Origin of the sequence: Flavobacterium sp. GSA192 (genome assembly GCF_006386525.1) — a bacterium.
In the GTDB taxonomy this organism is placed as follows: domain Bacteria; phylum Bacteroidota; class Bacteroidia; order Flavobacteriales; family Flavobacteriaceae; genus Flavobacterium; species Flavobacterium commune.
On record NZ_VAHC01000004.1, the window covers coordinates 396479 to 421245 of the forward strand.

Below are 24767 nucleotides of genomic sequence, written 5' to 3' on the forward strand. Positions count from 1 at the left end.
AGTTTTTTACCCAAAAAGCATACTCGCTACATCTTCAATTTTAGCTACTAATTCAATTTTGATTCCTGTGTTTTTCAAGGCTATTTTATTGTATTTGGATACAAAAATGGTAGAAAATCCTAATTTTTCGGCTTCCTGAATGCGTTGGTCCACACGGTTTACAGGACGAATTTCACCTGAAAGTCCGACTTCGCCAGCAAAACAAAAATCTTTGTTTACGGGAATATCTTCATTTGATGATAAAATGGCAGCAACAACGGCAAGATCAATTGCTGGATCATCAACTGAAATCCCTCCGGTTACGTTGAGGAAAACATCTTTGGCGCCAAGTCTGAAACCGGCTCTTTTTTCTAAAACGGCCAAAATCATATTCAGTCTTTTGGCATTATAACCGGTGGTGCTGCGTTGTGGAGTTCCATAAACTGCCGTGCTGACTAAGGATTGGATTTCAATCATCAGTGGGCGCATGCCTTCTAATGTGGTGGCAATAGCGGTTCCTGATAATTCTTCGTCTTTGTGCGAAATCAATATTTCCGACGGATTGGAAACTTCTCTTAGTCCGCTACCCAGCATTTCGTAAATACCAATTTCGGCAGTAGAACCAAAACGGTTTTTTAACGAGCGTAGGATTCGATACACATGATTTCGATCACCTTCAAATTGCAGTACGGTATCGACCATGTGTTCCAGTATTTTTGGTCCGGCAATGTTTCCGTCTTTGGTAATATGACCAATTAAAATCACAGGAATATTAGTTTCTTTGGCAAACTTAATTAGTTCGGCAGTAGTTTCTCTAATTTGGGAAATACTACCCGCTGTTGATTCAATATAATCAGTATGTAGGGTTTGAATCGAATCGATAATCACGATTTCCGGTTCAATTGCTTCGATTTGTTTGAAGATATTTTGCGTTTTGGTTTCGGTCAGTATGTAGCAGTTATCGCTTGAAGGTGTAATTCTTTCGGCGCGCATTTTTATTTGTTTCTGACTTTCTTCGCCCGAAACATATAAGGTCTTATATGGTAGTTTTAAGGATATTTGGAGTAAAAGCGTACTTTTCCCTATTCCCGGTTCGCCGCCCAGAAGTGTGAGTGAACCCGGTACGATACCGCCACCCAAAACGCGATTCAATTCGGTATCAGTGGTGTCCATACGGATTTCCTGAGTCGAATCGATTTCATTAATTCTTAAAGGTTTTGGTGCTCTGTTGCTTGGTGTAGGTTCGCTTTTCCAGGCAACTTTATCTTGTTTTTGAATGATTTCTTCGGCAATGGTATTCCATTCTTTACAGGCGTTGCATTGACCTTGCCATTTGGCGTAAGATGTTCCGCAATTCTGGCAGAAAAAAGAGGTTTTAACTTTTGACATTATTTTTTTACAGTTAAGCTTTTCATATCATCGTACTTATTGTACATCATTTCTTTAGTCAAATCGCCAATTTCTTCCAGTTGGGAAGCACGCTGGTATTTGGCGGCAGCCTTTTTAGCATCACCGGTTTTTTCATACATCAAACCCAGTTCGTAATCAGCAAGCATTGATTTTGGATAATTTTTACTGGCAATTTGGGCCAATTTTTCTAATTCATCATAAGCCTTATTTTTTAAGATAGCAGCTTCGATGGCTTTGAAATCATTGATTCGTATAGGCATTTGCAAACCTAATTTTTCGGCTGTGTTTTGGTATTTTTTAATTAAGTAATCCACATAACCGGATGGCAAAATTGCAATTTTTTCGGTGAATTCCGTTGAAGAAATAGGTTTGTAACTATCAAAAATTTGGTACAAAGCATTTGGCACCGAAAATAAAACTAAGGAGTAATGGGAAGCGTTACTGAATTTATTGTATTGGTAATTCACTAACGGATTTGTAATTGATTTTAACTGAGCATCCAATTCTTCTATAGGCTGAAGTAATTGTTTGATATCGCCATCGGCTGAAGATTGATAGTAAAATATCGGTTTTTTTGCATTGCTTAAGTTGGTTGCAATTTGGCTTTCCATTCCCGGTGCGAGTTCCGGACTGAGTGAAATATACGCGTTGAAAAAGGAGTTTTCTTTGTAAAGAAAGAAATTTAAAAATCCGGCTGTAGTGTCATGTCCGGCAATAATTCTGAAAGGAGCCGTACGGTATTTTTTATCAATAAAAGGAACGAGTTCTTCGCCAATGAAGTTGTAAAAAGCCGCCGATCTTTTGGTTGGTGTTCCTTCAGCGGGGTCAAAAGCGCAGTCGTTCATACGGCTGTTTTTTTGATTGATTCCAATGATAATCATTTCGGGTAAGTCGTCCCAATATTCTCCATATTTCAAAGCTCCCTGAAAAGGGTCAAATAAATAATCTCCGTCTAATAACAATAAAACCGGGTATCTTTTGGTTGGACTGTTTTCGTAAGAAGCAGGCAGACTTATTGTAATTTCTCTGGTTTCTCCGAGTTTGTTGGATTTGATTAATTCGGTAGTTTTTTGAGCAAATAATGAAATAGAAAAAAAGAATAAAAGTAGTGCTTGTTTCATAATTTGGGAGTTTATAAAATTCGATTTTAAATATACTACTTTTTAACCAAAGTAAAAGAAAGCTTATAAAAACAAAAAGCGCTTCTTTTAGGAAACGCTTCATTTATTTGATAATTTTTAATACTGTTTTAGGTCAATGAATTGTCATTTTCATTTGGGAAAATAATCCAGGGTTGGAAAGTTTTTGCTTCTTCGAAATCAACTGTAGCATACGAAATAATGATAATAATATCATCTCTTTGTACTTTTCTGGCCGCAGGACCGTTCAATGTAATTTCGCCGGAATTTCTTTCTCCTTTTATGGCGTAAGTGTCAAAACGTTCTCCGTTGTTGATGTTAACAATGGATACTTTTTCTCCTTCAATAATATTAGATGCTTCTAATAAGGTTTCATCGATGGTAATACTGCCTATGTAATTTAAATCGGCTCCTGTTACTTTTACCCGATGAATTTTTGATTTTAATACTTGAATTTGCATGGCACAAAAGTAAATTATTTTAGCGAAATGGTATCAATCAATCGAATATTATTAACAAAAACGGCTATAAATGCACGATAATTTTTATTTTTTGATTGCTCAACACAAGGAAGAAGTGTTGCTTCGTCCGCGATTTCAAAGTATTCTAAGTCAAAAATACTATTGGATTGAAACACTTCTTTTACCCAATTTTTTACTTCTTCACAACTTTGCGTTTGGAATTTTTCTTTGGCCTCAAGTAATGTTTGGTATATCATTGCTGCTTGTTCTCTTTCTGTTTTTGATAAGCGTTCGTTTCGGGAACTCATAGCAAGTCCGTTAGCTTCTCTGAAAATTTCGCAACCAATTATGTTTACTGCCAATTGGTTTTTACTGACCATTTTTTTGACAATTTGCAATTGCTGGAAATCTTTTTCTCCAAAATAAGCGTTGGTAGGAGTTACTATTTCGAATAAACGTTTGACAATTGTTCCCACTCCGTTAAAATGGCCGGGTCTGAACTTGCCTTCCATTTGGTCTTCTAAACCGTCAAAATCAAATTCCTGAGAAACCGTTTTTCCTTCGTAAATATCTTCTACCGAAGGTGCGTAAACAATTATATTTGGGTCTAAATCAGCAATTTTTTGAGTATCTGCTTCCAGAGTTCGGGGATATTTCTCTAAATCTTCAGGATTGTTAAACTGAGTAGGATTGACAAAAATACTCACTACGGTAGTGTTGTTTTCTGCTAGTGATTGCTGCATCAATGAAAGATGTCCTTGGTGCAAAGCGCCCATTGTTGGGACAAAACCAATAGTGGAATGAGACGTTTTAACAGAATTTAAAAAATCGATTAAAGCGGCTTTTCCATAGAAAATAGGCATGGTTATTTTATTAAAATTAAATGCAAACATAATATATTAGTTAATAACTGCATAAAATTTTGTAATTTTGCGTGGTTTTTATTACCAACTTAACTAAGTAAATTACAATATGAAAGATAAGAGGATATTATACGTATCATCTGAAGTGGTGCCCTATTTGGCTGAAAATGAGGTTTCTTTAATGTCTTATGATGTTCCTAAGATGGTAAATGATCAGGGGGGACAAATCAGAATTTTTATGCCAAGATATGGAAATATCAACGAAAGACGTCACCAATTGCATGAAGTAATTCGACTATCCGGAATGAATTTGGTAGTAAATGACTTAGATATGCCTTTGATTATTAAGGTAGCATCAATTCCTAAAGAAAGAATTCAGGTATATTTTATTGATAATGACGAATATTTTAAAAGAAAAGCAACCTTTGCTGATGAAGATGGAGCACTCTATCCTGATAATGACGAACGCGCTATCTTTTTTGCAAAAGGAGTGGTTGAAACAGTAAAAAAACTGAATTGGGTTCCTGATATTATTCATGTACATGGATGGATGGCAGCTATGTTGCCTGTTTATATGAAACATTTTTATAAAAACGAAGCCTTGTTTTCTGACACGAAGATTGTTACTTCGGTTTACGGACAGTCTTTCGACGGTACTTTAGATGTCGAAATGATTAACAAAGTCAAACTTGACGGAGTACCACAAGAGGAAGTAGCTATGCTTTCGACTCCTGATTATGAGAATATTATTAAAGCAACTGTAATGCATTCGGATGCAGTAATTATTGCTTCGCCTAATGTAAGTTCAAGTTTAACAAAATTTATTGAAACTTCAGGAAAACCTTTTCTATCTTACGTCCCTAAAGATTCTTTCGCTGATGCGTATAATAATTTTTACAAAGAAATGCTTTAATCCCAACTTTTTATTATCAAATATGCGTAATAATTCTTTTTTTAAGATAATTCTAATAGCAATAACAGTCGTTTTTTTTATTTCATGCGATAAAGATTTTAATTCTATTGGAGAAGATTTAATAGGCAATGAACATTTTGGTTTGGAACTTGACAGTTATGAAGTTCAGGCTTATAACCAAAAAGTCGAAGCGGTACAATCTAATAATCTACCCATTAATCCATTAGGAATTTACGACGATCCTGTTTTTGGTACAACCGAAGCCAGTTTTGTTACTCAGGTTGTTTTGTCTCCTTCAAATCCGGTTTCAGTAAATCCTGTTATTGGTGCTAATCCTGAAATTGAAAGTGTAATTTTAAATATTCCTTATTTTAGTCATGTTGATCCTGATGTAGCAATTACTAGTTCAGGAGACAGTACTTATATTTTGGACTACATTTATGGCCCTGCAAAATCAAAAATAAAATTAAGCGTTTATGAGTCGGGTTATTTTATGAGGGATTTGGATCCTTTGACTGGTTTTTTAGAACCTCAAAAATTCTACACCGATCAGGCTGGCGATTTTAATAATCTGATAGCATCAGCACGTTTGAATAATGATACTGATGTATCTCAAAATGATGCTTTTTTCTTTAACCCTGCCGAACGCAAAGAAACTACTAAGGAAAATGAAGAAGATGTAGTTACACGATTTGCTCCTGCAATGCGTTTGTCTTTAAACAAAGATTATTTCAAAGCTAAAATTATTGATGCCGCTAAAAAAATTGACGGTACTGATCCCGGGAAACTAACCACTAATGATGTTTTCAAAAACTTCTTTAGAGGTCTATATTTTAAAGTAGAAAAATCCGGGTCAAATCCAGGTCAAATGGCCTTGATGAATTTTAAAGAAGGAACTATTACCGTTAAATATAAAGAAGACCTTGTTACAATTACAAAAGACGCAAACGGTAATGATGTTTCAAAAACAGATCGAATAGATAAATCCATAGTGCTTAATTTAACCGGAAACACAGTTAGTTTATTATCAAACACTAATACTCCGGCTTATGATACGGCTATCAACAATCCAAATAGTACTACCGGAGACAGTAAATTGTATCTAAAAGGTGGTCAAGGATCTATGGCTGTATTGGATCTTTTTAACAAAACCGATGAAAGAGGATATAATGCTGCTGGAGAGCCTACTATTGGTTCGAACCATGTTCCGGATGAATTAGACGATTTAAAACAACTTTCAGCTACCAAAAAATTATTGATAAACGAGGCTAACCTGGTTTTTCATATTGATGCTGCAACTATGGGAGCAAATGCGGCCTTGCCAAAACGTATTTATTTATATGATTTAACTAATAACATCCCGGTTTTGGACTACCTTTATGATGGAACAACAGGAACAACGGTTAAAACAGGACGTTTAATATACAGTGGTTTATTGAACACTTTAAATGCTAATGATCCTAAAAATTATAAAACCTATAAGATTCGATTAACAAATCAAATTAGAAGTTTAGTAAAAAACAAAGATTCGGTAAATGTTAAACTAGGAGTAGTTATTACCGAAGACATCAACAATGTCACAATGAATAAATTACGCACTTCAGTAATTTTACCAGATCAGGAAACAACATTTTCTAAAGTGCCTCAGGCATCGATAATGAATCCTTTAGGCGTTGTACTATTTGGAAACAACATCCCTTCAGGAAATGCTGATTACGACAAAAGATTAAGATTAGAAATTTATTACACAAAACCCGATTAATATAAAAATTTATGTGTGGAATAGTTGGTTATATAGGTCATAGAGAGGCTTATCCTATCGTTATTAAAGGTTTAAAAAGACTAGAGTACAGAGGTTACGATAGTGCTGGTGTAATGGTTTACGATGGTGCGATTAAGGTTTGTAAAACAAAAGGAAAGGTTGTTGCTCTTGAAGAAAAAGCACAAAAAGAGATTAATACAAATGGAACTATCGGAATTGGTCATACCCGTTGGGCTACGCATGGTGTCCCGAATGATGTAAACTCGCATCCCCATCTTTCAAACTCAGGTGAATTAGCAATTGTTCACAACGGAATTATTGAAAATTATGCGCCATTAAAAGAAGAACTAATGAAGCGTGGTTATGTTTTTCATTCCGATACTGATACTGAAGTATTAGTGAATTTGATTGAAGAAGTTCAGAAAAAAGAAAAATTAAAATTAGGAAAAGCAGTTCAGTTAGCACTTAATCAAGTGGTAGGAGCTTATGCAATTGCTGTTTTTGATATTAAAAATCCTGACGAAATTGTTGCTGCCCGTTTAGGAAGTCCTTTAGCAATTGGTGTGGGTGAAGGTGAATATTTTATTGCTTCTGATGCTTCGCCTTTTATTGAATATACTTCAAATGCAGTGTATTTAGAAGATGGTGAAATGGCTAATATTAATTTGAAGAAATCAATTAAGATTAGAAAAATTAAAGATGACAGCTTAGTAGATCCTTATATTCAGGAGCTTCAAATGAATTTGGAGCAAATTGAAAAAGGAGGATTTGACCACTTTATGCTAAAAGAAATTTTTGAGCAGCCTAGCGTTATCAAAGATACTTACAGAGGAAGATTACATGCTGATAAAGGAATTGTTCAAATGTCTGGGATTGAAGATAATTTGGAAAAATTCTTAAATGCCGAAAGAATAATTATTGTTGCCTGTGGTACTTCATGGCATGCAGGTTTAGTTGCGGAGTATATTATTGAAGAATTTGCACGCATTTCTGTAGAAGTAGAGTATGCTTCTGAATTCAGATACAGAAACCCAATTATAAAAAGCACCGATGTAGTTATCGCTATTTCTCAATCAGGAGAAACTGCCGATACTATGGCAGCTATTAAATTAGCCAAAGAGCAAGGAGCATTTGTTTTTGGTGTTTGTAATGTGGTTGGTTCTTCAATTTCAAGAGAGTCTCATGCAGGTGCTTATACACATGCTGGTCCTGAAATTGGGGTGGCTTCGACTAAAGCTTTTACAACTCAAATTACAGTGTTGACCATGTTGGCTTTGCGTTTGGCTAAAGCAAAAGGCACTTTGTCACATTCTGATTTCCATAGATATTTATTGGAGTTGGAATTAATTCCTGAGAAAGTAAAAGAAGCTTTGGGAACTATTGACAGCGCAAAAGAAATTGCTGCTGCGTTTAAAGATGCACCTAATTGCTTGTATTTAGGTCGTGGTTATAATTTTCCGGTAGCTTTAGAAGGAGCTTTAAAGCTAAAAGAAATATCATATATTCACGCAGAAGGTTATCCTGCTGCCGAAATGAAACACGGACCAATTGCGTTGATTGACGAACAAATGCCGGTTGTAATAATTGCTCCTAAGCAAGGGCATTATGACAAAATAGTTAGTAATATTCAGGAAATTAAGTCCAGAAGCGGTAAAATTATTGCGGTTGTGACTAAAGGTGATACTCAGGTTAGGGAATTAGCCGATTATGTTATCGAAATTCCTGAAACTTCAGATGCTCTATCGCCTTTGATTACTACTATTCCGCTGCAGTTGTTGTCTTATTATATAGCTGTTTACAGAGACTGTAATGTAGATCAGCCTCGAAATTTAGCAAAATCAGTTACTGTAGAATAAAAATAATTCGAAATAAAAATCTAAAAAGCAAGGCGATACGTCTTGCTTTTTTTATGCAAGTTTCTTAATAATCAGTCTTAATTATTAAAAATTGAATTTTCTGACACATAATTTGTTAAATGTTGATTTTTTTATCTAAATTTAGTTAGTCGAAAACGCTTTGTTTTTTTGGTGATGCAGTTATGAGAAAGTGGAAGGCTTTTGAATTAGTAAATCAATAAAACCAATCTATATGAGAGCGTATTTATTTCTTTTGTCATTATTGTTTTGTGGCGTACTAAACGCTCAAAACACTATCCAGGGAATTGTTACTGAAACAAATAACCTGACAATTATCGGAGCAAATATCAGAGTAATTGGCGATTCGGCCGGCACAATTACCGATAGCGATGGAAAATTTATGCTCAATACTTCTAAAGAACTACCTTATGAAATAGAAGTGAGTTTTATTGGTTTTGAATCAAAAAGAATAAGCATTAATTCTAAAAAACAACAAATTACAATTGTTCTTATTGAAAAACACAATTTACTAGATGAAATAGTGGTTTCGGCATCCAGAACGCCTGAAAGAGTTTTTGAATCGCCAGTTACAATCGAAAGAATGGGTATTGCCGATATTAAAAAAACAGCTTCTTCTACTTTTTATGATGGTTTAGAGAATTTGAAAGAAGTTCAAATGAATACCAGTAGTTTGACTTTTAAATCTATTAATACCCGTGGGTTTGCTACTGTAGCCAATTCTCGCTTCCTGCAATTAGTGGACGGAATGGATAATTCGTCTCCTTTGTTAAATTTTGTTTTAGGAAATATGGTGGGTATTTCTGAAATCGATGTTCAAAATGTAGAGTTATTACCTGGGGCTTCTTCTGCTTTATATGGCGCTAATGCTTTTAATGGTATTATGTTTATGAATAGCAAAAGCCCTTTTACTTATCAAGGAATAACGGCTTATGCCAAATACGGACAAACCAGTCAAAAAGCTGCAGGCTCAAATGATTATATCGATTACGGAATTAGAATGGCTCATGCCTTTGATAAACATTTTGCTGCCAAAGCAAATTTTACTTACATGCGAGGTACTGATTGGTTTGCTACAAATTATAGAGACAAAACAATCGCAGGGAGAGACAGAGATCATCAAAATTATGATGGTATAAACATATATGGAGATGAAGTTTCTACTAATATATATACTGTAGGGCAAACAATGGTAGCTAATAATTTGCTTCCGTCAAATCTGGCAGCATTATTGCCTAACGAAAATGTATCAAGGACGGGTTATAACGAAATTGACTTAACCAATAATAAAGCCAGTAATACTAAAATTGATCTTTCATTCCATTTTAGACCGTTTGGGGATGAAAATTTTGAAATTATCTGGTTGAGTAAATTCGGATTTGGAAATGCGGTTTATCAAGGTGCTAATCGTTATTATCTAAATAACTTTTTCATGCAACAGCATAAAATAGAATTCAAAGGCAAGAATTTTTTCCTGAGAGGTTACACAACTTCTGAAGATGGTGGGCAATCTTACGACATGCAATTTACAGGAATTAATATCAACAGAAAGTGGAAATCAGATAACGACTGGTTCGGACAATATGCAGGTGCTTACTCTCAGGCTTATGCCGGTTTGTTTGGACCTACATACACAGGAAACGCTAGCGCATCTCATGCTTTTGCCCGTGCTGCTGCCGAAACAGGAAGACTTATTCCTGGAACTGCCGCATTCAATAATGCATTTAATGAGGTTATTTCTAATCCTGACGTATTATCCGGTTCTAAATTAGTCGATAATTCTAAAATTTATCATGCCGATGCAAATTACAATTTCAAAGATTTAATTTCTTTTGCTGAAATTCAAATTGGAGGTTCGTATCGAAAATACGAGCTAAATTCATTTGGAAGAATTTATACCGATGCTAATGGAACTATCAATTACAATGAGTATGGTGCTTATACCCAATTGATGAAAAAGTTTTTGGATGAAAGATTGAAATTTACAGGTTCCATCCGATATGATAAATCTAAAAATTTTGAAGGAAATTATTCGCCAAGGTTATCCTTAGTGTATTCAGGAGGTGAAGCCAAGAATCATAATTTCAGAGCCTCATTTCAAACAGGTTTTAGAAACCCAACTACTCAGGATCAGTATATAGGGTTTAATGTGGGGAATGCGGTATTAATAGGTTCGGCTCCGGATAATTTATCGAGATATTCTGAAACAAGACCGGTTGCTAATGGTTCTCCGGCTGTTGGGCAATTATATGCGGGCGGAACATCAGTCGTTATGACAGGAGACAATGCTTATAATAATTCCTATACAGCCTCATCAGTAATGGCTTTTGCTGCTTTTGCAGCGGCTAATCCCGGAAACACGCCAGGAGCAGCAGCTTTGTTAAGAAAAACAGATGTTAATTATGTTAAGCCCGAAGAAGTAAAAGCATTTGAATTAGGATACCGCTCGCGGGTTAAAAATGTGATAATTGATATTAGTACCTATTATAATATTTACAACAATTTTATAGGAAGTGCCAATGCTATTGCTCCTTTATACGGTAAAGCGTCCAATACTTTTGATTTTGCTTCAGGAGCTCCAACTTATGCAACAAATCCTGAAGTTCAATCTTTGCACGCTTTAGCAAATGGGAATATCAGAATTTACCAATTATACACAAATACTGATGTTGAAATCAAATCATTTGGTTTCGGTCTGGGTCTCTCAAAAAAAGTTTATAAGGATTTTGAACTTGGAGTAAATTATAATTATGCTGAGTTTAGTTTTGATCAGGCTAAAGACCCTAGTTTTGAAGCAGGGTTTAATACACCGAAACATAGGGTGAAGGCTTCGTTCGGAAATGAGAAGCTGTTTAAAAATTTCGGATTTAATATTAGTGGAAGATGGAACGATAGTTATTTATGGCAGTCTGCTATGGTGGATGGTATGGTGGATGGTGCTACTGTTGTCGATGCACAAATTAATTACAACATTCCTTCATTAAAATCAACTTTAAAAATAGGTGCTTCCAATATTGGTGGAAAAGAATATACTCAGGTTTTGGGTGCCGGATTAATAGGACAGCAATATTTTGCTTCATGGACTATCAATCCATAATTGTATCGATTTAAAAAATTGCATTAAAAAATCACAATTTAGTTATATGGTTTAACAAAATCACTTCGGTTTTATAAAGAAGTGATTTTTTGTTTTTTAGAAAAAAGTGTCTTTATAAAAGTCGGTTTTAGGGCTGTTTTTATACTGCATTTTATTTTTTTATGTTTTTTGAATAAAATTGTTGATTTTTTATTTTAAAAAATTATCTTTGCGCTCTGAAAAAACACCTAATTCATTGAATTTTGATAAGGTAAGTTTCATAAACCTAAATAGCTGTTTAATAAATACATAAGTAATGTCTAGAGTAATAGGAAAAGTTGCCCAAATCATTGGCCCAGTAGTTGACGTTGTTTTCAACGGTAAGGATGTTGAACTTCCAAAAATTTATGATTCATTAGAAATCGTAAAAAAAGATGGTACTAAATTAATCCTTGAGGTACAATCTCACATTGGAGAAAATACTGTTCGTACCATTTCGATGGATTCAACAGATGGTTTGAGCAGAGGATATGAAGTAATAGGAACAGGTAATCCTATTCAAATGCCGATTGGAGCAGATGTTTACGGTCGTTTATTCAACGTTGTTGGAGATGCTATTGATGGTTTACCAGAATTGCCTAAAACAGGTGAAAACGGAATGTCAATTCACCGTCAGGCACCAAAATTTGAAGATTTATCAACTTCATCTGAGGTTTTATTTACAGGTATTAAAGTAATCGATTTGATTGAGCCTTATGCAAAAGGAGGTAAAATTGGATTGTTTGGTGGTGCCGGTGTTGGTAAAACTGTATTGATTCAGGAGTTGATTAACAATATTGCAAAAGGTCACGGTGGACTTTCAGTATTCGCAGGAGTAGGTGAAAGAACACGTGAAGGAAATGACTTGCTTCGTGAGATGTTAGAGTCAGGAATTATTAAATACGGTGAGGAATTCATGCACTCTATGGAAAATGGAGGATGGGATTTGTCTAAAGTAGATTTGCCTGGAATGAGAGAGTCTAAAGCTACTTTCGTTTTTGGACAAATGAATGAGCCACCAGGAGCTCGTGCACGTGTGGCACTTTCTGGATTATCTATTGCTGAGTATTTCCGTGATGGAGCTGGATCTGATCAAGGAAAAGACGTATTGTTCTTCGTTGATAATATCTTCCGTTTCACACAAGCAGGTTCTGAGGTATCGGCACTTTTAGGTCGTATGCCATCTGCGGTAGGTTACCAACCAACATTGGCAACTGAGATGGGAGCTATGCAAGAGCGTATTACTTCTACAAACAAAGGATCTATTACATCTGTACAAGCGGTTTACGTTCCTGCGGATGACTTAACTGACCCGGCACCAGCAACAACGTTTGCTCACTTAGATGCTACAACTGTATTGTCTCGTAAAATTGCTGAGTTAGGTATTTATCCTGCGGTAGATCCATTAGATTCTACTTCTCGTATCTTGACTCCACATATCTTAGGAAATGAGCACTATGACTGTGCACAAAGAGTAAAAGAGATTCTTCAAAAATACAAACAGCTTCAAGATATCATCGCTATCTTAGGTATGGAAGAGTTATCTGAAGAAGATAAATTAGCTGTATCAAGAGCACGTCGTGTACAACGTTTCTTGTCTCAGCCGTTCCACGTTGCTGAGCAATTTACAGGTATTCCAGGTGTATTAGTTGATATTAAAGATACTATCAAAGGATTTAATATGATTATTGACGGTGAATTAGATCACTTGCCAGAATCAGCTTTTAACCTTAAAGGGACTATCGAAGAAGCTATCGAAGCTGGAGAGAAAATGTTAGCAGAAGCATAATAAAGCTGGAAGCTGGAAGTTGGGAGCTAGAAGTAATATTCTTAATTTTCCAACTTCCAACTTCTAACTTCCAACTTAAAAAATATGATTTTAGAAATAGTATCACCAGAGGCATCTTTATTCAAAGGAGAAATAACATCAGTAACCTTACCGGGTGTAAACGGAAGCTTTCAAATTTTAAATAATCACGCTCCAATTGTTTCCTTGCTTCAAAAAGGAACTGTAAAAATTACAGCACCAGAATTTAAGTTTAGCAAAGAATCAGCAAAGTTGTTTTCGAAAGTAAATGATCAAAACTACACTTTAGCTATTTCTTCAGGAACTATTGAAATGAAAGACAACAAAATAATTGTTTTAGCTGACTAAGACAATTTAGATTTATATAAAAACGTCAAGCTTTGCTTGGCGTTTTTTTTTACTTTTGATTTATGAGAAATCTACCTAATATTCTTAAAGCAAAATTAGAATCCAGAATTCAAAATAATGCACTGCGACAATTGCCTTTGGGTAATAATTTAACCGATTTTGCATCCAATGATTATCTTGGTTTTTCAAAATCAGAGTTGATTTTTGATCAAACGCATCGATATTTATTAGATAATGCTTTTGTGCAGAATGGAGCAACGGGTTCCCGATTGCTTTCAGGTAATCATAATTTGTATAGCATAGCAGAAACGTTTATTGCTGAGTTTCACAAGGCTGAAAGCGCCTTGATTTTTAATTCGGGATATGATGCCAATGTTGGTTTCTTTAGTTCCGTTCCTCAAAAAGGAGATTTGATTCTATATGATGAATTGTGTCATGCTTCCATCAGAGACGGAATCCAATTGTCTTATGCGAAAGCTTATAAATTCAATCATAATGATTTTGAAGATTTAGAAAGAAAGATTATCAATTTCAATGGTAATTCGAATCAAAAAGCTTCAGCCATTTATATTGTGACTGAAAGTGTATTTTCGATGGATGGTGATATTCCAAATTTAGAAGAACTTGTTAATTTATCTGAAAAGCACCACTGCTATTTAGTTCTTGACGAAGCGCATGCTTTGGGGGTTTTTGGAGACAAAGGACAAGGACTGGTTCAGGAATTTGGGATTCAAGACAAAGTCTTTGCCCGAATCATGACTTTTGGGAAAGGTTTGGGATGTCATGGCGCAGCTATTTTAGGTTCTCAGGAGTTGAAGCAATATTTAGTCAATTTTGCCCGAAGTTTTATCTATACTACTGGGCTTTCTCCACATTCTGTTGCTACAATTCTAATTGCTTATCAGTTTTTAGAAAAAGAAAATATGGATATCGAGTTGCTGCGTGAGAATATCATTCATTTCAATCAAGAAAAGAATTTATTGGGTTTAGAACCAATTTTCGTCCGAAGTAAATCATCTATTCAATCGGTTATTATTCCGGGAAATGAAAAGGTGAAATCTATCGCTAAGCAACTTCAGGAAAGAGGTTTTGATGTTAAAGCCATACTTTCGCCTACGGTTGCCGAAGGACAGGAAAGACTACGCTTTTGTCTGCATGCTTTTAATTCGAAAGATGAAATTTCGAATGTTCTACAATTGTTGAGTACTTTTGTTTTTGGCCCACAGATTTAACTGATGAAACGGATTAATACTGATTTTATATGAGTGAGTTATTACATAAAAATATAACAGATGATATTTTAAAAGTGTATTTCGATATATACAATCACCTAGGGTATGGTTTTTTAGAAAAAGTATACCAAAACGCAATGTATTTTGAATTACAGAAAAAAGGATATAAAGTTGATGCTCAAAAACCTATAAAAGTATATTTAAAAGGGCAATTGATTGGAGAGTATTACGCAGATTTATTAATTGAAGATAAAGTTATTGTTGAATTAAAAGCATGTGAATTACTTATGAATGCGCATGTTGCTCAACTAATGAATTATTTAAAAGCGACAGCAATTGAAGTTGGTCTTTTGTTAAATTTTGGAGAAGAACCAGAATTTAAACGTATTATTTATACGAATGATAGAAAGAAGAATTTAAGCAATCAGCGATAATCCGTTTCATCAGTTAAATCCGTGGGCTAATTTATTTTAAAACTTTGAAAAAGAAGTCTTGTGAATCTTCCTTTATCTTTGTGAATCTTTGCGAAACAAAAAAATCTATGAAATTATTTATAACAGGAATTGGTACCGATGTAGGTAAAACTATTGCATCAGCCATTATAACCGAAGCCTTAGAGGCAGATTATTGGAAGCCTATTCAGGCAGGAGATTTAAACACCTCAGACAGTCATAAAATAAAGTCTTTTATCTCAAATGGTAAAACGGTAATTCATTCAAACAGCTATGCTTTAAATACGCCAGCGAGTCCGCATTTTGCTGCTCAATTGGATAACATTGTTATTGATTTAGAAAAAATTGAAGAACCAGTTACTGTGAATCATTTAGTGGTTGAAGGTGCTGGAGGACTTTTTGTCCCTTTGAATAATCAAGATTGCGTGATTGATCTGATAAAACCAGATTATAAGGTAATTGTGGTTTCTCGTCATTATTTGGGAAGTATCAATCATACTTTATTAACTATAGAAGCTTTGAAAAGCAGAAATATTGCCATTGCGGGAATTTTGTTTAGTGGTAATGAAAATCAATCTACAGAATCCATTATCTTGAATAAGACAGGCGTAAAATACATTGGAAGAATAGACCAAGAACCCTATTTTGACCAAAATGTAATTCGTGAATATGCCGATTTATTTCGAGACGAGTTGTTGAAACTTCAATAGCAATGACAAAATCAATTTCAAATTTGAAATCAAAAATTAAATGAATTTAATAGAGAAAGACAGCCAATATCTTTGGCATCCATATACCCAACATAAGACGGCTCAAACCCCTATTGCAATTACAAAAGGCGAAGGTGCTTTGCTTTGGGACGAAAATAATAAAGAATACATCGATGCTATTGCTTCGTGGTGGGTGAATCCTTTCGGGCATAGTAATAAATTCATAGCCGATGCGATTTATAAACAATTAACGACTTTAGAGCATGTTCTCTTTGGAGGTTTTACACATGAACCAGCGGTAAAGGTGGCAGAAAAGTTGATTGAAATTCTTCCTAAAAACCAACAAAAAATATTCTTTTCTGATAATGGTTCGACTTCAGTTGAAGTGGCAATCAAAGTAGCTTTACAGTATTTTTTCAATAAGGGTGAGAAACGAACAACTATAATTGCTTTCGAAAATGCTTTTCACGGCGATACTTTTGCAGCTATGGCAGCAAGTGGAATTTCGTTTTATACCCAGGCTTTTCAAGGAATGTTTATTGATGTGGTGCGTATTCCGGTTCCGGTCAAAGGACAGGAACAGCAAAGTTTTGATACTTTGAAAAAAGTGATTCAGGAGTATAATTGTGCCGGATTTATCTTTGAACCTTTGGTACAAGGAGCAGCTGGTATGGTAATGTATGAACCGAATGCTTTGGATGAGTTAATCCAAATTTGTGCAGCAAATAATGTGCTTACTATTGCGGATGAAGTCATGACGGGTTTTGGCAAAACAGGAAAAATCTTTGCTATGGATTATGCCGAGCAAAAACCAGATATGATGTGTTTGTCTAAAGCGTTGACAGGTGGAACAATTCCGATGGCGATTACCACTTTTACCCAGGAAATATTTGAAGCTTTTTATGACGATGATATTAATAAAGCCTTATTTCATGGACATACTTTTACCGCTAATCCTACAGGTTGCGCAGCGGCTTTGGCAAGTTTAGAATTGTTACAAACTCCCGAGATGCAAGCCAATTTAGTTCGGGTAAACGCAAATCATTTGGCTTTTCAAGAACGTATTAAGAATCATCCAAAAGTTATTACGACCCGTGTTTTGGGGACTATTTTTGCATTGGAAATAAAGAAAGAAAACGAAGAAAGTTATTACGGAACGATGCGTACTAAATTATATAATTTCTTTATCGAAAACGGAATCATTCTGCGTCCGGTAGGGAATATTGTTTACATTTTACCACCTTATATCATTACGGATGAGCAATTGCAAAAAGTCTATGAAGTGGTCGAAAAAGCATTGGAAATAGTTTAAATTTGCTAAAAAATATTTCGCAAAGATTCGCAAAGAGAAATGCGAAGTTACACTAAGTTTTTATAGAAAAATCTTCGTGAATCTCTGTGAAAATTCTTTTCGAATCTTCGTGTAATAAAATAAAAAATCTTGTCACAAATAATCTCCATAACCGCTCTAGCATCTATTTCTCCTTTAGGTAATGACCAGAAAACTATCTGGAAAAATTATCTTTCCGAAAAGCATTTTTTTTCTAAAAAGTATTTAGATAATCAGGAAAGCTGGGTTGCCTCGTTAGATGAAAATTTACAGCAAATTGTGGCTGAATTGCAGCAATCGGATATTAAATACAAATCGTTAGATCCATCGGTTTTATACGCCATGGCAGCTTCGCGTCAAGCAGTTGCAGATGCGGGCTGGGATACCAATTCGGTTTTTGGAATCAATATCGGTTCTTCGCGTGGGGCAACAGATTTATTCGAAAAACATTTTAAGGAATATTTGGAAACAGGTAAGGCGCAAACATTAGCTTCGCCAACAACTACTTTGGGGAATATTTCTTCTTGGGTTGGGCACGATTTGCAAAGTACAGGACCTGAAATCTCGCATTCTATTACTTGTTCTACAGCCTTACACGCACTTTTAAACGGTGTGGCCTGGTTGCGTGCCGGTATGGTTGATAAATTCCTTATTGGCGGAAGTGAAGCTCCTTTAACCGATTTCACCATTGCTCAAATGCGAGCTTTGAAAATATATTCTCATAGTGAAGAACCTTACCCAAATCAGGCGCTGAATTTCCATAAAAAACTCAATTCGATGATTTTGGGTGAAGGAGCTGCGGTTTGCTGTCTCGAAATGGGGAAGAAAGATAATGCATTGGCTTTTATTGAAGGAATTGGTTATGCCACTGAAATTTTGGAACACAATATTTCGATTTCGGCAGAAGCGACTTGTTTTCAAAAATCGATGAAAATGGCTTTGCAGAATACCAATTTAGAAGATGTTGATGTAATTGTAATGCATGCGCCTGGAACCAAAGCGGGTGATTTGACCGAGTATAAAGCCATTCAAAAAATATTTGGAGAAAACCTTCCGCTGTTAACTACCAATAAGTGGAAAATAGGCCACACTTTTGGTGCTTCGGGAATCTTGAGCGTTGAATTAGCCGTTTTGATGTTGCAACACAATCAATTTATTGGAGTACCTTTTGTGAAAGCACAAAAACAAACCAAGCCAATTAAAAAAGTATTGGTAAATGCTGTAGGTTTTGGTGGAAATGCGGTGAGTGTTTTGTTGTCTATTTAAACAAAAAAAAGCAAATTCACGGATTATCAACGAATTTGAGGTTACTTGTAAATCTTAATTTCGAAAATTAAAAAATCAAACCTTTATTTTTAGCAGCTTTTACAAGTTCTACATCCTCTGCTCCTACTACATTAAGCAGCTCTTTAAGATTTAGTTTCCTGGATTCAATTGCATTTAATGATATCGGAATAAACTGAGGCATATCCTGAATTTGAGTTCCTTTTGACAAATGAAACAAAATTTGCTTATCAAATAAATCAATCTCAATTGAGTTATCATGAGACTCCAGCATTGCCAAAATAGATTTACTATAATAAATTTGATCTTTTATTACCATATCAAAAGCAAGCAACAATTCATCAAAAGTTAAATCATTTTTTATCACCAAACCTCTTGGATTTACATTGTTAATCAAAGTTTTTAACTTCAAAAATTCTGTAAACATCGTAAGCATAATAATCTTACAATTAGGCATGTATTCCAAAATTAACTTAGCCAAATCTTCTCCCGAATAAAGATTCATTGCTTCATAAGAAGGCATACTAATGTCCAGAAAAGCAATATCAAAACTAACTTCAGGATTTGTGATAACGTGATAAGCAGATTCACAATCCTTGGCTTCTAAAATAGAAAACTCATATCGGTTAGGCTCATAACGGGTAATGGCGTTTTTATAGCCCTGAATAATAAAAGGGTGATCATCAACAATTAAGATGTTCTTTTTGAGCTTTGCTTCAGCAGTTTCAATTGTCATTTATTATTAGGTATTAGTTGTTGTTTCTAACGGAATTACAACCGTAATTGTTGTTCCTTCCCCTTTTTTAGATTTCACATTAAATTCACCATTACATTCTTTAGCTCGCGAAATCATATTTTGCAAGCCAATCCCTTTTTTCTTCAAATTAACATTAAAACCTACCCCATCATCAACGATAGTTAATTCGATATTGTTTCCCTGTTTTTTCAACTCTACCCTAACTGTTGTTGCATTTGCATACTTATTAATGTTTTGCAAAGATTCCTGGATAATTCGATATAAATTAATCTTTACTGAGTTGACAGCCAAATCCCATTTTATATTCGAATCAATACTGGAAAACAATTTACAGGAGAAAGTTTTTCGTTGTTCCTCAAAAAGATTATCTACAATTGCAACGAAGTTATTAATTAATTCTGATTTTTCCCTATTCAAATCATGTGAAATTTCACGAATATCCTGCTCAATATTTTTTAATTCAGCCAAATAAGCATTTCGCTGATCAACGGCTAAATCATCATTAAACCGATTCAAGCCTTCCAGATTCATTCGCACACCAAACATCCTACCCAAAACCCCATCGTGGAGTTCCTGAGCCACACGTTTTTTCTCTTTTACCCTATTGGCTTCAATAGTATTCTGTTGTGAAATCATTAAGTTATAAATATCCTCATTGGCTTTTTGTTGCTGTTGTTTGTACAGCAACTCTCTGTTTTTAGTTTTTTGTGCTTTGATGATATACAAGAAGAGTCCCAAAATAGTCAAACCACTAAAGAAATAAACCAGATTTCGATTTTTAGTTTCTAAATCCGAATACTCTCCTTTAATGGTATCTGTTTCATATTGTATGCGGGAAAATTTCTCTCCAATTTTACGCTCATATTGTTGCAACTCTTCATTAATACGTATGTACTCTTTAGAGTAACTCGAAGCATTTTGAGGATCGATAGTTGTAATCTGTTTCAAAGAGAGCAAAGTCTCTCGTGGCATATTCATTTTTCTTGCTAAAACAAGTGCTTCTCTTGCAAACTGTAAAGATTTAGCCCCATCATTCTTAAAATGATAATACTCCGAAAGATGGATTTTATTTACTGGAATTTCTGAATTGAGTTTTAAACTATCTCTAATTTTTAAAGATTGATAAAGCAAATCTGGCAAACTATCATTTTCACCTAATTTAAACTTAGAATAACCTAAATTATCCAAAAGTAATGCGTAAACACTAGGATCCTGATTATCCATTTTTTGTTGCTCGATTCCTTTTAAGAAATAATCACTTGCAACTTTATAGTTCTTTAATTTTACATACACTAAACCTAAATTCAAGTAAGAAATTGCCTTAGTTTGGCTTATTCCTATTATCTGCATTCTATCAAGAATTTCCAATGCCTTTTTATGATATGAAATTGCATCTTGATACTCCGCCATACTATTATAGACCATACCTAACATATTATGGGCATCATAATTAATTTCGTTAGCCGCCTCATTTTCATCTTCCTTAATTATGCGAAGTCCCTTAAACACTTCTTTCTCACTTCCAATAAAATCTCCCACTCTAAACAACAATTCCGCCTTATTGATAATTGTTCTCGCAAGTTGATAATTATCATTTAATGTAGCATAAATTTTTTCTGCCTTATAATAATACAAAAAAGCAGAATCAGAAACCGATTTTCGAAGATAATAATCTCCTAAATAACCATAAGCTTTCGCCATACTAATAGTATCACCAGCATTCTCAGAATTAGTTAACACTAAATTGACCGTTTTACTGTACTCCTTCCAGTCACCAATATTATAATATCTGTTAGCTATTTTAAAAAGATTTACTCTATGGAGAGAATCATTAGCCTGATTAACAACAATTTCATTAGCTTTTTGAATATACTCTAATCTTTTTTGTCTTGAAAGATTAAAATCATTCGCTAAAGTAAAATAAACTGGAAGACTATCATTGGATGTTTGAATTGATTGCTTATCTGTCTTTTTTTGGGTACATCCAAAAAAGACGAACAATAACATACAAAAAATTAATTTAATAGTATCTGTTTTCAATAGTAATGTTGAATTTTACCAAAAATACTAATTTTAAATTAGCTGTATAAAAAAAGCTACCATTTAGGTAGCTTTTTTATAAAAATTCTATATTTAAAAAATAGATGTACTTCTAATTAATTATCTGTTTTAATTTTTCTTGTTCCACCTTCATCACCTGAAGTATAATTATCTGTTTTAATTTTTCTCGTTCCACCTTCATCATTTGAAGTAAAATTATCTGTTTTAATTTTTCTTGTACCACCTTCATCACTTGACGTATAGTTGTCTGTTTTGATTTTTCTTGTTCCGCCTTCATTATTTGTTGAGGTTGTAAAAGATGTTAAGATCATCACTAAAGAGAAAAGTCCGATTGTTACGATAGATTTTTTCATGATTTGGGTTTTTATGTTTTAATACTTTTTTACTTGTTTATTGAAATCGCTTTTGTTGCTTTTTCTTGTAGTAAAATTATATAGCTTACCCGTATTTCTATCGTGTTTTCAGGCGTTTATGGTAGAATGACTTTGTTTATGAGTGGATGAACCTCAAATCTTGGTAGATGACTATTTTTTAAATCTCTAAATAATTCCCGTTTGAGATTTCGGAAATAATAAGATCAATATTAGTCTTATAGGATTTAGAGAAAGGTATTTTTGCTGCTGAATTCTTAATGTAACACACTGCATTTCCAGTGTGAATTCTTGAAATAGACTGACTGTTTACAATATAACTGTTATGAATGCGCACAAAAGGAAAAGACAAAACACTTTCAAAATGCTTTAGAGTCTTGAATGCAGTAACCGTTTCTCCTGTATTTAAATGAATATCCGTCGAGTTATTATCCGCTTGTAAGTAACAAATATCCCTTGCATCGATATACCTGTAATCGCCATAAGATTTAATACATAAAATAAGTGGCTGAGTTAACGGAGCCGCATCATGCTGTACAATATAAGCTGGTTTTTCATCCTCTTCTTCTTTTACAACTTCCACAGCGGGAATTTCTTTTACGGCAACAGTCTTATTTAATTTCAAAACCAGCTTAACAAAATCAATTCGAGTCAAAGGTTTCAACAAGTAATCAGTAACCTGATATTGGATTGCTTCAAAAGCCAAATCCTTCTTAGAGGTAGTAATTACAATTTTAGGAATAACATTTAGATAACGATACAACTCATTAATAAGTGCTAAAGACAAATTGCTTTTCTTATTTGCAGGGTCAATTTCAAGAAAAACCAGTTGCGGATTGGACTCTAATATTAAGTTCAAACCTTCTTCGTAATTATTTGCTGAACCCACAAAGGAAAGTTCTGAAAAACCATCGGCTACAGCTTTGGTCTCCAAAACATTTTCTTGATTGTCATCAATAATAACGTACGAATAATTCATTTGAGGCACTTCCTAAATTAAATTAGATAGCACAACATTAATAGTAGCCAAAATCTCTTTGGCCAAATCAAGTAAAATAGTAGTTTGGGGAAACTAGAAAAAAGCTGCTTTATCATTAAAATAATCAGCATTTTAACATCCTAAAAATAAGCATTTAACTTATTCTTGTAATTAGTTCACAATAGAAATCGATGAAGTGTTAATACTAATTGACAAAGAGTAAATAAATCCGACGAAGGACATTTTGAACTTTATTTTAGCAACAATTTATTACAATCATTTCTTACACAACACTATAGGAAACAAAAAAAGGCTCTCCGTTTTGGAGAGCCTTTTGCCATTAAACATGAAAAACGATTACATTTTCATCAACCAGTTTCTCATGGAAACTTCATTTTCAATAATCGATTTTAAATCGGCTATTTTAACACGATCTTGTTTCATTGTATCTCTATGACGAATAGTCACCGTTTGATCTTCTACAGTTTGATGATCTACTGTAATACAAAATGGAGTACCTAACGCATCTTGTCTTCTGTAACGACGACCAACTGCATCTTTCTCATCATAAGCCACGTTGAAATCCCATTTCAAATCGGCAATAATTTGATGTGCAATTTCCGGCAATCCGTCTTTTTTAACTAATGGTAATACAGCCGCTTTAGTTGGAGCCAAAACTGCAGGCAATTTCAACACTGTTCTTGTCGAACCATCTTCCAAAGTTTCTTCCTTTAAAGAAGTAGCAAAAACTGCAAGAAACATTCTGTCTAATCCCACAGAAGTTTCCACCACATAAGGAACGTAATTTTCATTCAGTTCAGGATCAAAATATTGTAATTTTCTTCCTGAATATTGTTCGTGTGCTTTTAAATCAAAATCAGTACGCGAGTGAATTCCTTCCAATTCTTTGAATCCAAATGGGAAATTAAATTCGATATCAGCTGCCGCATTGGCATAGTGAGCCAATTTTTCATGATCATGGAAACGGTAATTCTCTCTTCCTAAACCTAAGGACAAATGCCATTTTAAACGAGCTTCTTTCCAGAATTCATAATGCTTCATTTCTTCTCCCGGACGTACAAAAAATTGCATTTCCATTTGTTCAAATTCACGCATACGGAAAATGAATTGTCTGGCAACGATTTCATTTCTAAATGCTTTACCTGTCTGAGCAATTCCAAAAGGAACTTTCATTCTTCCTGATTTTTGAACATTCAGAAAATTCACAAAAATTCCCTGAGCTGTTTCCGGACGCAAATACAAATCCATCGCCGAATCAGCAGAAGCACCTAATTTAGTACCAAACATCAAATTGAACTGCTTTACTTCAGTCCAGTTTCTGGAACCTGATTCCGGGCAAGCAATTTCCAACTCCTCGATTAAAGCTTTTACATCAGCCAAATCTTCATTTCCAAGAGAACGAGCCATTCTTTCCAGAATTTCTCTTTCTTTAGCCTTATATTCAACCACTCTGGTATTTGTCGAAACAAATTCAGCCTCGTTGAAAGCATCTCCAAAACGAACTCTTGCTTTTTCGATTTCTTTAATTGCTTTTTGATTTAGCTTTTCGGCATAATCTTCAATTAAAACATCGGCTCTATATCGTTTTTTCGAATCTTTATTATCAATTAATGGATCGTTAAAAGCATCTACGTGTCCTGAAGCTTTCCAGGTAGTTGGGTGCATTAATATTGCAGCATCAAGTCCTACAATATTATCGTTCATTTGAACCATTGCTTTCCACCAATACTCGCGGATGTTCTTTTTTAACTCAACTCCGTTTTGTGCATAATCATAAACTGCACTTAAACCATCGTAAACTTCGCTTGACGGAAAAATAAATCCGTACTCCTTTGCATGCGAAACTACATTCTTAAAAATATCTTCTTGTTTTGCCATAGTGGTGCAAAAATATAAAAA

Annotated in this window: 20 protein-coding genes; 11 read left to right on the forward strand and 9 right to left on the reverse strand. The window is 34.4% G+C overall.

Annotation, left to right across the window (positions count from 1 at the left end; all coding sequences use genetic code 11):
- Positions 1-6: 6 nt before the first annotated feature.
- From radA to panC, 4 genes are all read right to left on the reverse strand, one after another.
- Positions 7-1368 (reverse strand): DNA repair protein RadA, encoded by a 1362-nt coding sequence (gene radA / locus FDM27_RS10580; RefSeq protein ID WP_140486334.1) that lies wholly within the window; start codon positions 1366-1368, stop codon positions 7-9.
- The gene (locus FDM27_RS10585; protein ID WP_140486337.1) at positions 1368-2510 is read right to left on the reverse strand and encodes an alpha/beta hydrolase; all 1143 of its coding nucleotides are present in this window, start codon (positions 2508-2510) and stop codon (positions 1368-1370) included. The genes radA and FDM27_RS10585 overlap by 1 nt, the downstream gene beginning before the upstream one ends.
- A gap of 128 nt (positions 2511-2638) precedes the next feature.
- On the reverse strand, positions 2639-2989 hold the full coding sequence (gene panD / locus FDM27_RS10590) for an aspartate 1-decarboxylase (protein WP_071184172.1): 351 nt from the start codon (positions 2987-2989) through the stop codon (positions 2639-2641).
- Positions 2990-3003: 14 nt separating this feature from the next.
- A complete protein-coding gene (gene panC / locus FDM27_RS10595; protein WP_140486339.1) occupies positions 3004-3882 on the reverse strand; it encodes a pantoate--beta-alanine ligase in 879 nt (292 codons plus the stop codon).
- Between the two features lie 79 nt (positions 3883-3961).
- Between panC and FDM27_RS10600 the strand changes: the two genes are divergently transcribed.
- The 11 genes from FDM27_RS10600 (at position 3962) to FDM27_RS10650 (ending at position 18661) form a co-directional block, all read left to right on the forward strand.
- Positions 3962-4765 carry a glycogen/starch synthase gene (locus tag FDM27_RS10600; protein ID WP_071184174.1) on the forward strand — a complete coding sequence of 268 codons (804 nt, stop codon included), beginning with the start codon at positions 3962-3964 and terminating at the stop codon, positions 4763-4765.
- 22 nt (positions 4766-4787) lie between these two features.
- Complete coding sequence (locus FDM27_RS10605) at positions 4788-6527, forward strand: DUF4270 domain-containing protein (RefSeq protein ID WP_140486341.1); 1740 nt, start codon at positions 4788-4790, stop codon at positions 6525-6527.
- A gap of 11 nt (positions 6528-6538) precedes the next feature.
- Positions 6539-8383: a glutamine--fructose-6-phosphate transaminase (isomerizing) gene (gene glmS, locus FDM27_RS10610; RefSeq protein ID WP_071184175.1), complete on the forward strand. Its 1845-nt coding sequence runs from the start codon at positions 6539-6541 to the stop codon at positions 8381-8383.
- Positions 8384-8615: 232 nt separating this feature from the next.
- Entirely contained in the window at positions 8616-11498 is a 2883-nt protein-coding gene (locus tag FDM27_RS10615; RefSeq protein WP_140486343.1) for a TonB-dependent receptor domain-containing protein, read from the forward strand.
- Between the two features lie 295 nt (positions 11499-11793).
- Positions 11794-13305: a F0F1 ATP synthase subunit beta gene (gene atpD / locus FDM27_RS10620; RefSeq protein ID WP_071184177.1), complete on the forward strand. Its 1512-nt coding sequence runs from the start codon at positions 11794-11796 to the stop codon at positions 13303-13305.
- A gap of 84 nt (positions 13306-13389) precedes the next feature.
- Positions 13390-13671 carry a F0F1 ATP synthase subunit epsilon gene (locus FDM27_RS10625; RefSeq protein WP_140486345.1) on the forward strand — a complete coding sequence of 94 codons (282 nt, stop codon included), beginning with the start codon at positions 13390-13392 and terminating at the stop codon, positions 13669-13671.
- A 62-nt stretch (positions 13672-13733) separates the two neighbouring features.
- The gene (locus FDM27_RS10630) at positions 13734-14903 is read left to right on the forward strand and encodes an aminotransferase class I/II-fold pyridoxal phosphate-dependent enzyme (protein ID WP_140486347.1); all 1170 of its coding nucleotides are present in this window, start codon (positions 13734-13736) and stop codon (positions 14901-14903) included.
- Between the two features lie 29 nt (positions 14904-14932).
- Complete coding sequence (locus FDM27_RS10635) at positions 14933-15337, forward strand: GxxExxY protein (RefSeq protein WP_071184180.1); 405 nt, start codon at positions 14933-14935, stop codon at positions 15335-15337.
- A 107-nt stretch (positions 15338-15444) separates the two neighbouring features.
- Complete coding sequence (gene bioD, locus FDM27_RS10640) at positions 15445-16065, forward strand: dethiobiotin synthase (protein ID WP_140486349.1); 621 nt, start codon at positions 15445-15447, stop codon at positions 16063-16065.
- Positions 16066-16105: 40 nt separating this feature from the next.
- On the forward strand, positions 16106-17377 hold the full coding sequence (bioA, locus tag FDM27_RS10645; RefSeq protein WP_140486351.1) for an adenosylmethionine--8-amino-7-oxononanoate transaminase: 1272 nt from the start codon (positions 16106-16108) through the stop codon (positions 17375-17377).
- Between the two features lie 129 nt (positions 17378-17506).
- Positions 17507-18661, forward strand: a complete 1155-nt coding sequence (locus FDM27_RS10650) for a beta-ketoacyl synthase N-terminal-like domain-containing protein (RefSeq protein WP_140486353.1) — start codon at positions 17507-17509, stop codon at positions 18659-18661.
- 67 nt (positions 18662-18728) lie between these two features.
- On the opposite strand, the gene FDM27_RS10655 is transcribed toward FDM27_RS10650, so the two are convergent.
- The 5 genes from FDM27_RS10655 to FDM27_RS10675 form a co-directional block, all read right to left on the reverse strand.
- Positions 18729-19415, reverse strand: a complete 687-nt coding sequence (locus FDM27_RS10655) for a response regulator (RefSeq protein WP_071184184.1) — start codon at positions 19413-19415, stop codon at positions 18729-18731.
- A 6-nt stretch (positions 19416-19421) separates the two neighbouring features.
- Entirely contained in the window at positions 19422-21443 is a 2022-nt protein-coding gene (locus FDM27_RS10660) for a tetratricopeptide repeat-containing sensor histidine kinase (protein WP_140486355.1), read from the reverse strand.
- A 149-nt stretch (positions 21444-21592) separates the two neighbouring features.
- Entirely contained in the window at positions 21593-21850 is a 258-nt protein-coding gene (locus FDM27_RS10665) for a hypothetical protein (protein WP_140486358.1), read from the reverse strand.
- A gap of 178 nt (positions 21851-22028) precedes the next feature.
- Positions 22029-22847, reverse strand: a complete 819-nt coding sequence (locus FDM27_RS10670; RefSeq protein WP_140486360.1) for a LytR/AlgR family response regulator transcription factor — start codon at positions 22845-22847, stop codon at positions 22029-22031.
- A gap of 357 nt (positions 22848-23204) precedes the next feature.
- A complete protein-coding gene (locus FDM27_RS10675; RefSeq protein ID WP_071184187.1) occupies positions 23205-24746 on the reverse strand; it encodes a glycine--tRNA ligase in 1542 nt (513 codons plus the stop codon).
- Positions 24747-24767: the final 21 nt, after the last annotated feature.

Coding starts and splice junctions, on each gene's coding strand:
- radA (WP_140486334.1), bottom strand. CDS start 1,368: ATGTCAAAAGTTAAAACCTCTTTTTTCTGCCAGAATTGCGGAACATCT.
- FDM27_RS10585 (WP_140486337.1), bottom strand. CDS start 2,510: ATGAAACAAGCACTACTTTTATTCTTTTTTTCTATTTCATTATTTGCT.
- panD (WP_071184172.1), bottom strand. CDS start 2,989: ATGCAAATTCAAGTATTAAAATCAAAAATTCATCGGGTAAAAGTAACA.
- panC (WP_140486339.1), bottom strand. CDS start 3,882: ATGTTTGCATTTAATTTTAATAAAATAACCATGCCTATTTTCTATGGA.
- FDM27_RS10600 (WP_071184174.1), top strand. CDS start 3,962: ATGAAAGATAAGAGGATATTATACGTATCATCTGAAGTGGTGCCCTAT.
- FDM27_RS10605 (WP_140486341.1), top strand. CDS start 4,788: ATGCGTAATAATTCTTTTTTTAAGATAATTCTAATAGCAATAACAGTC.
- glmS (WP_071184175.1), top strand. CDS start 6,539: ATGTGTGGAATAGTTGGTTATATAGGTCATAGAGAGGCTTATCCTATC.
- FDM27_RS10615 (WP_140486343.1), top strand. CDS start 8,616: ATGAGAGCGTATTTATTTCTTTTGTCATTATTGTTTTGTGGCGTACTA.
- atpD (WP_071184177.1), top strand. CDS start 11,794: ATGTCTAGAGTAATAGGAAAAGTTGCCCAAATCATTGGCCCAGTAGTT.
- FDM27_RS10625 (WP_140486345.1), top strand. CDS start 13,390: ATGATTTTAGAAATAGTATCACCAGAGGCATCTTTATTCAAAGGAGAA.
- FDM27_RS10630 (WP_140486347.1), top strand. CDS start 13,734: ATGAGAAATCTACCTAATATTCTTAAAGCAAAATTAGAATCCAGAATT.
- FDM27_RS10635 (WP_071184180.1), top strand. CDS start 14,933: ATGAGTGAGTTATTACATAAAAATATAACAGATGATATTTTAAAAGTG.
- bioD (WP_140486349.1), top strand. CDS start 15,445: ATGAAATTATTTATAACAGGAATTGGTACCGATGTAGGTAAAACTATT.
- bioA (WP_140486351.1), top strand. CDS start 16,106: ATGAATTTAATAGAGAAAGACAGCCAATATCTTTGGCATCCATATACC.
- FDM27_RS10655 (WP_071184184.1), bottom strand. CDS start 19,415: ATGACAATTGAAACTGCTGAAGCAAAGCTCAAAAAGAACATCTTAATT.
- FDM27_RS10660 (WP_140486355.1), bottom strand. CDS start 21,443: ATGTTATTGTTCGTCTTTTTTGGATGTACCCAAAAAAAGACAGATAAG.
- FDM27_RS10665 (WP_140486358.1), bottom strand. CDS start 21,850: ATGAAAAAATCTATCGTAACAATCGGACTTTTCTCTTTAGTGATGATC.
- FDM27_RS10670 (WP_140486360.1), bottom strand. CDS start 22,847: ATGAATTATTCGTACGTTATTATTGATGACAATCAAGAAAATGTTTTG.
- FDM27_RS10675 (WP_071184187.1), bottom strand. CDS start 24,746: ATGGCAAAACAAGAAGATATTTTTAAGAATGTAGTTTCGCATGCAAAG.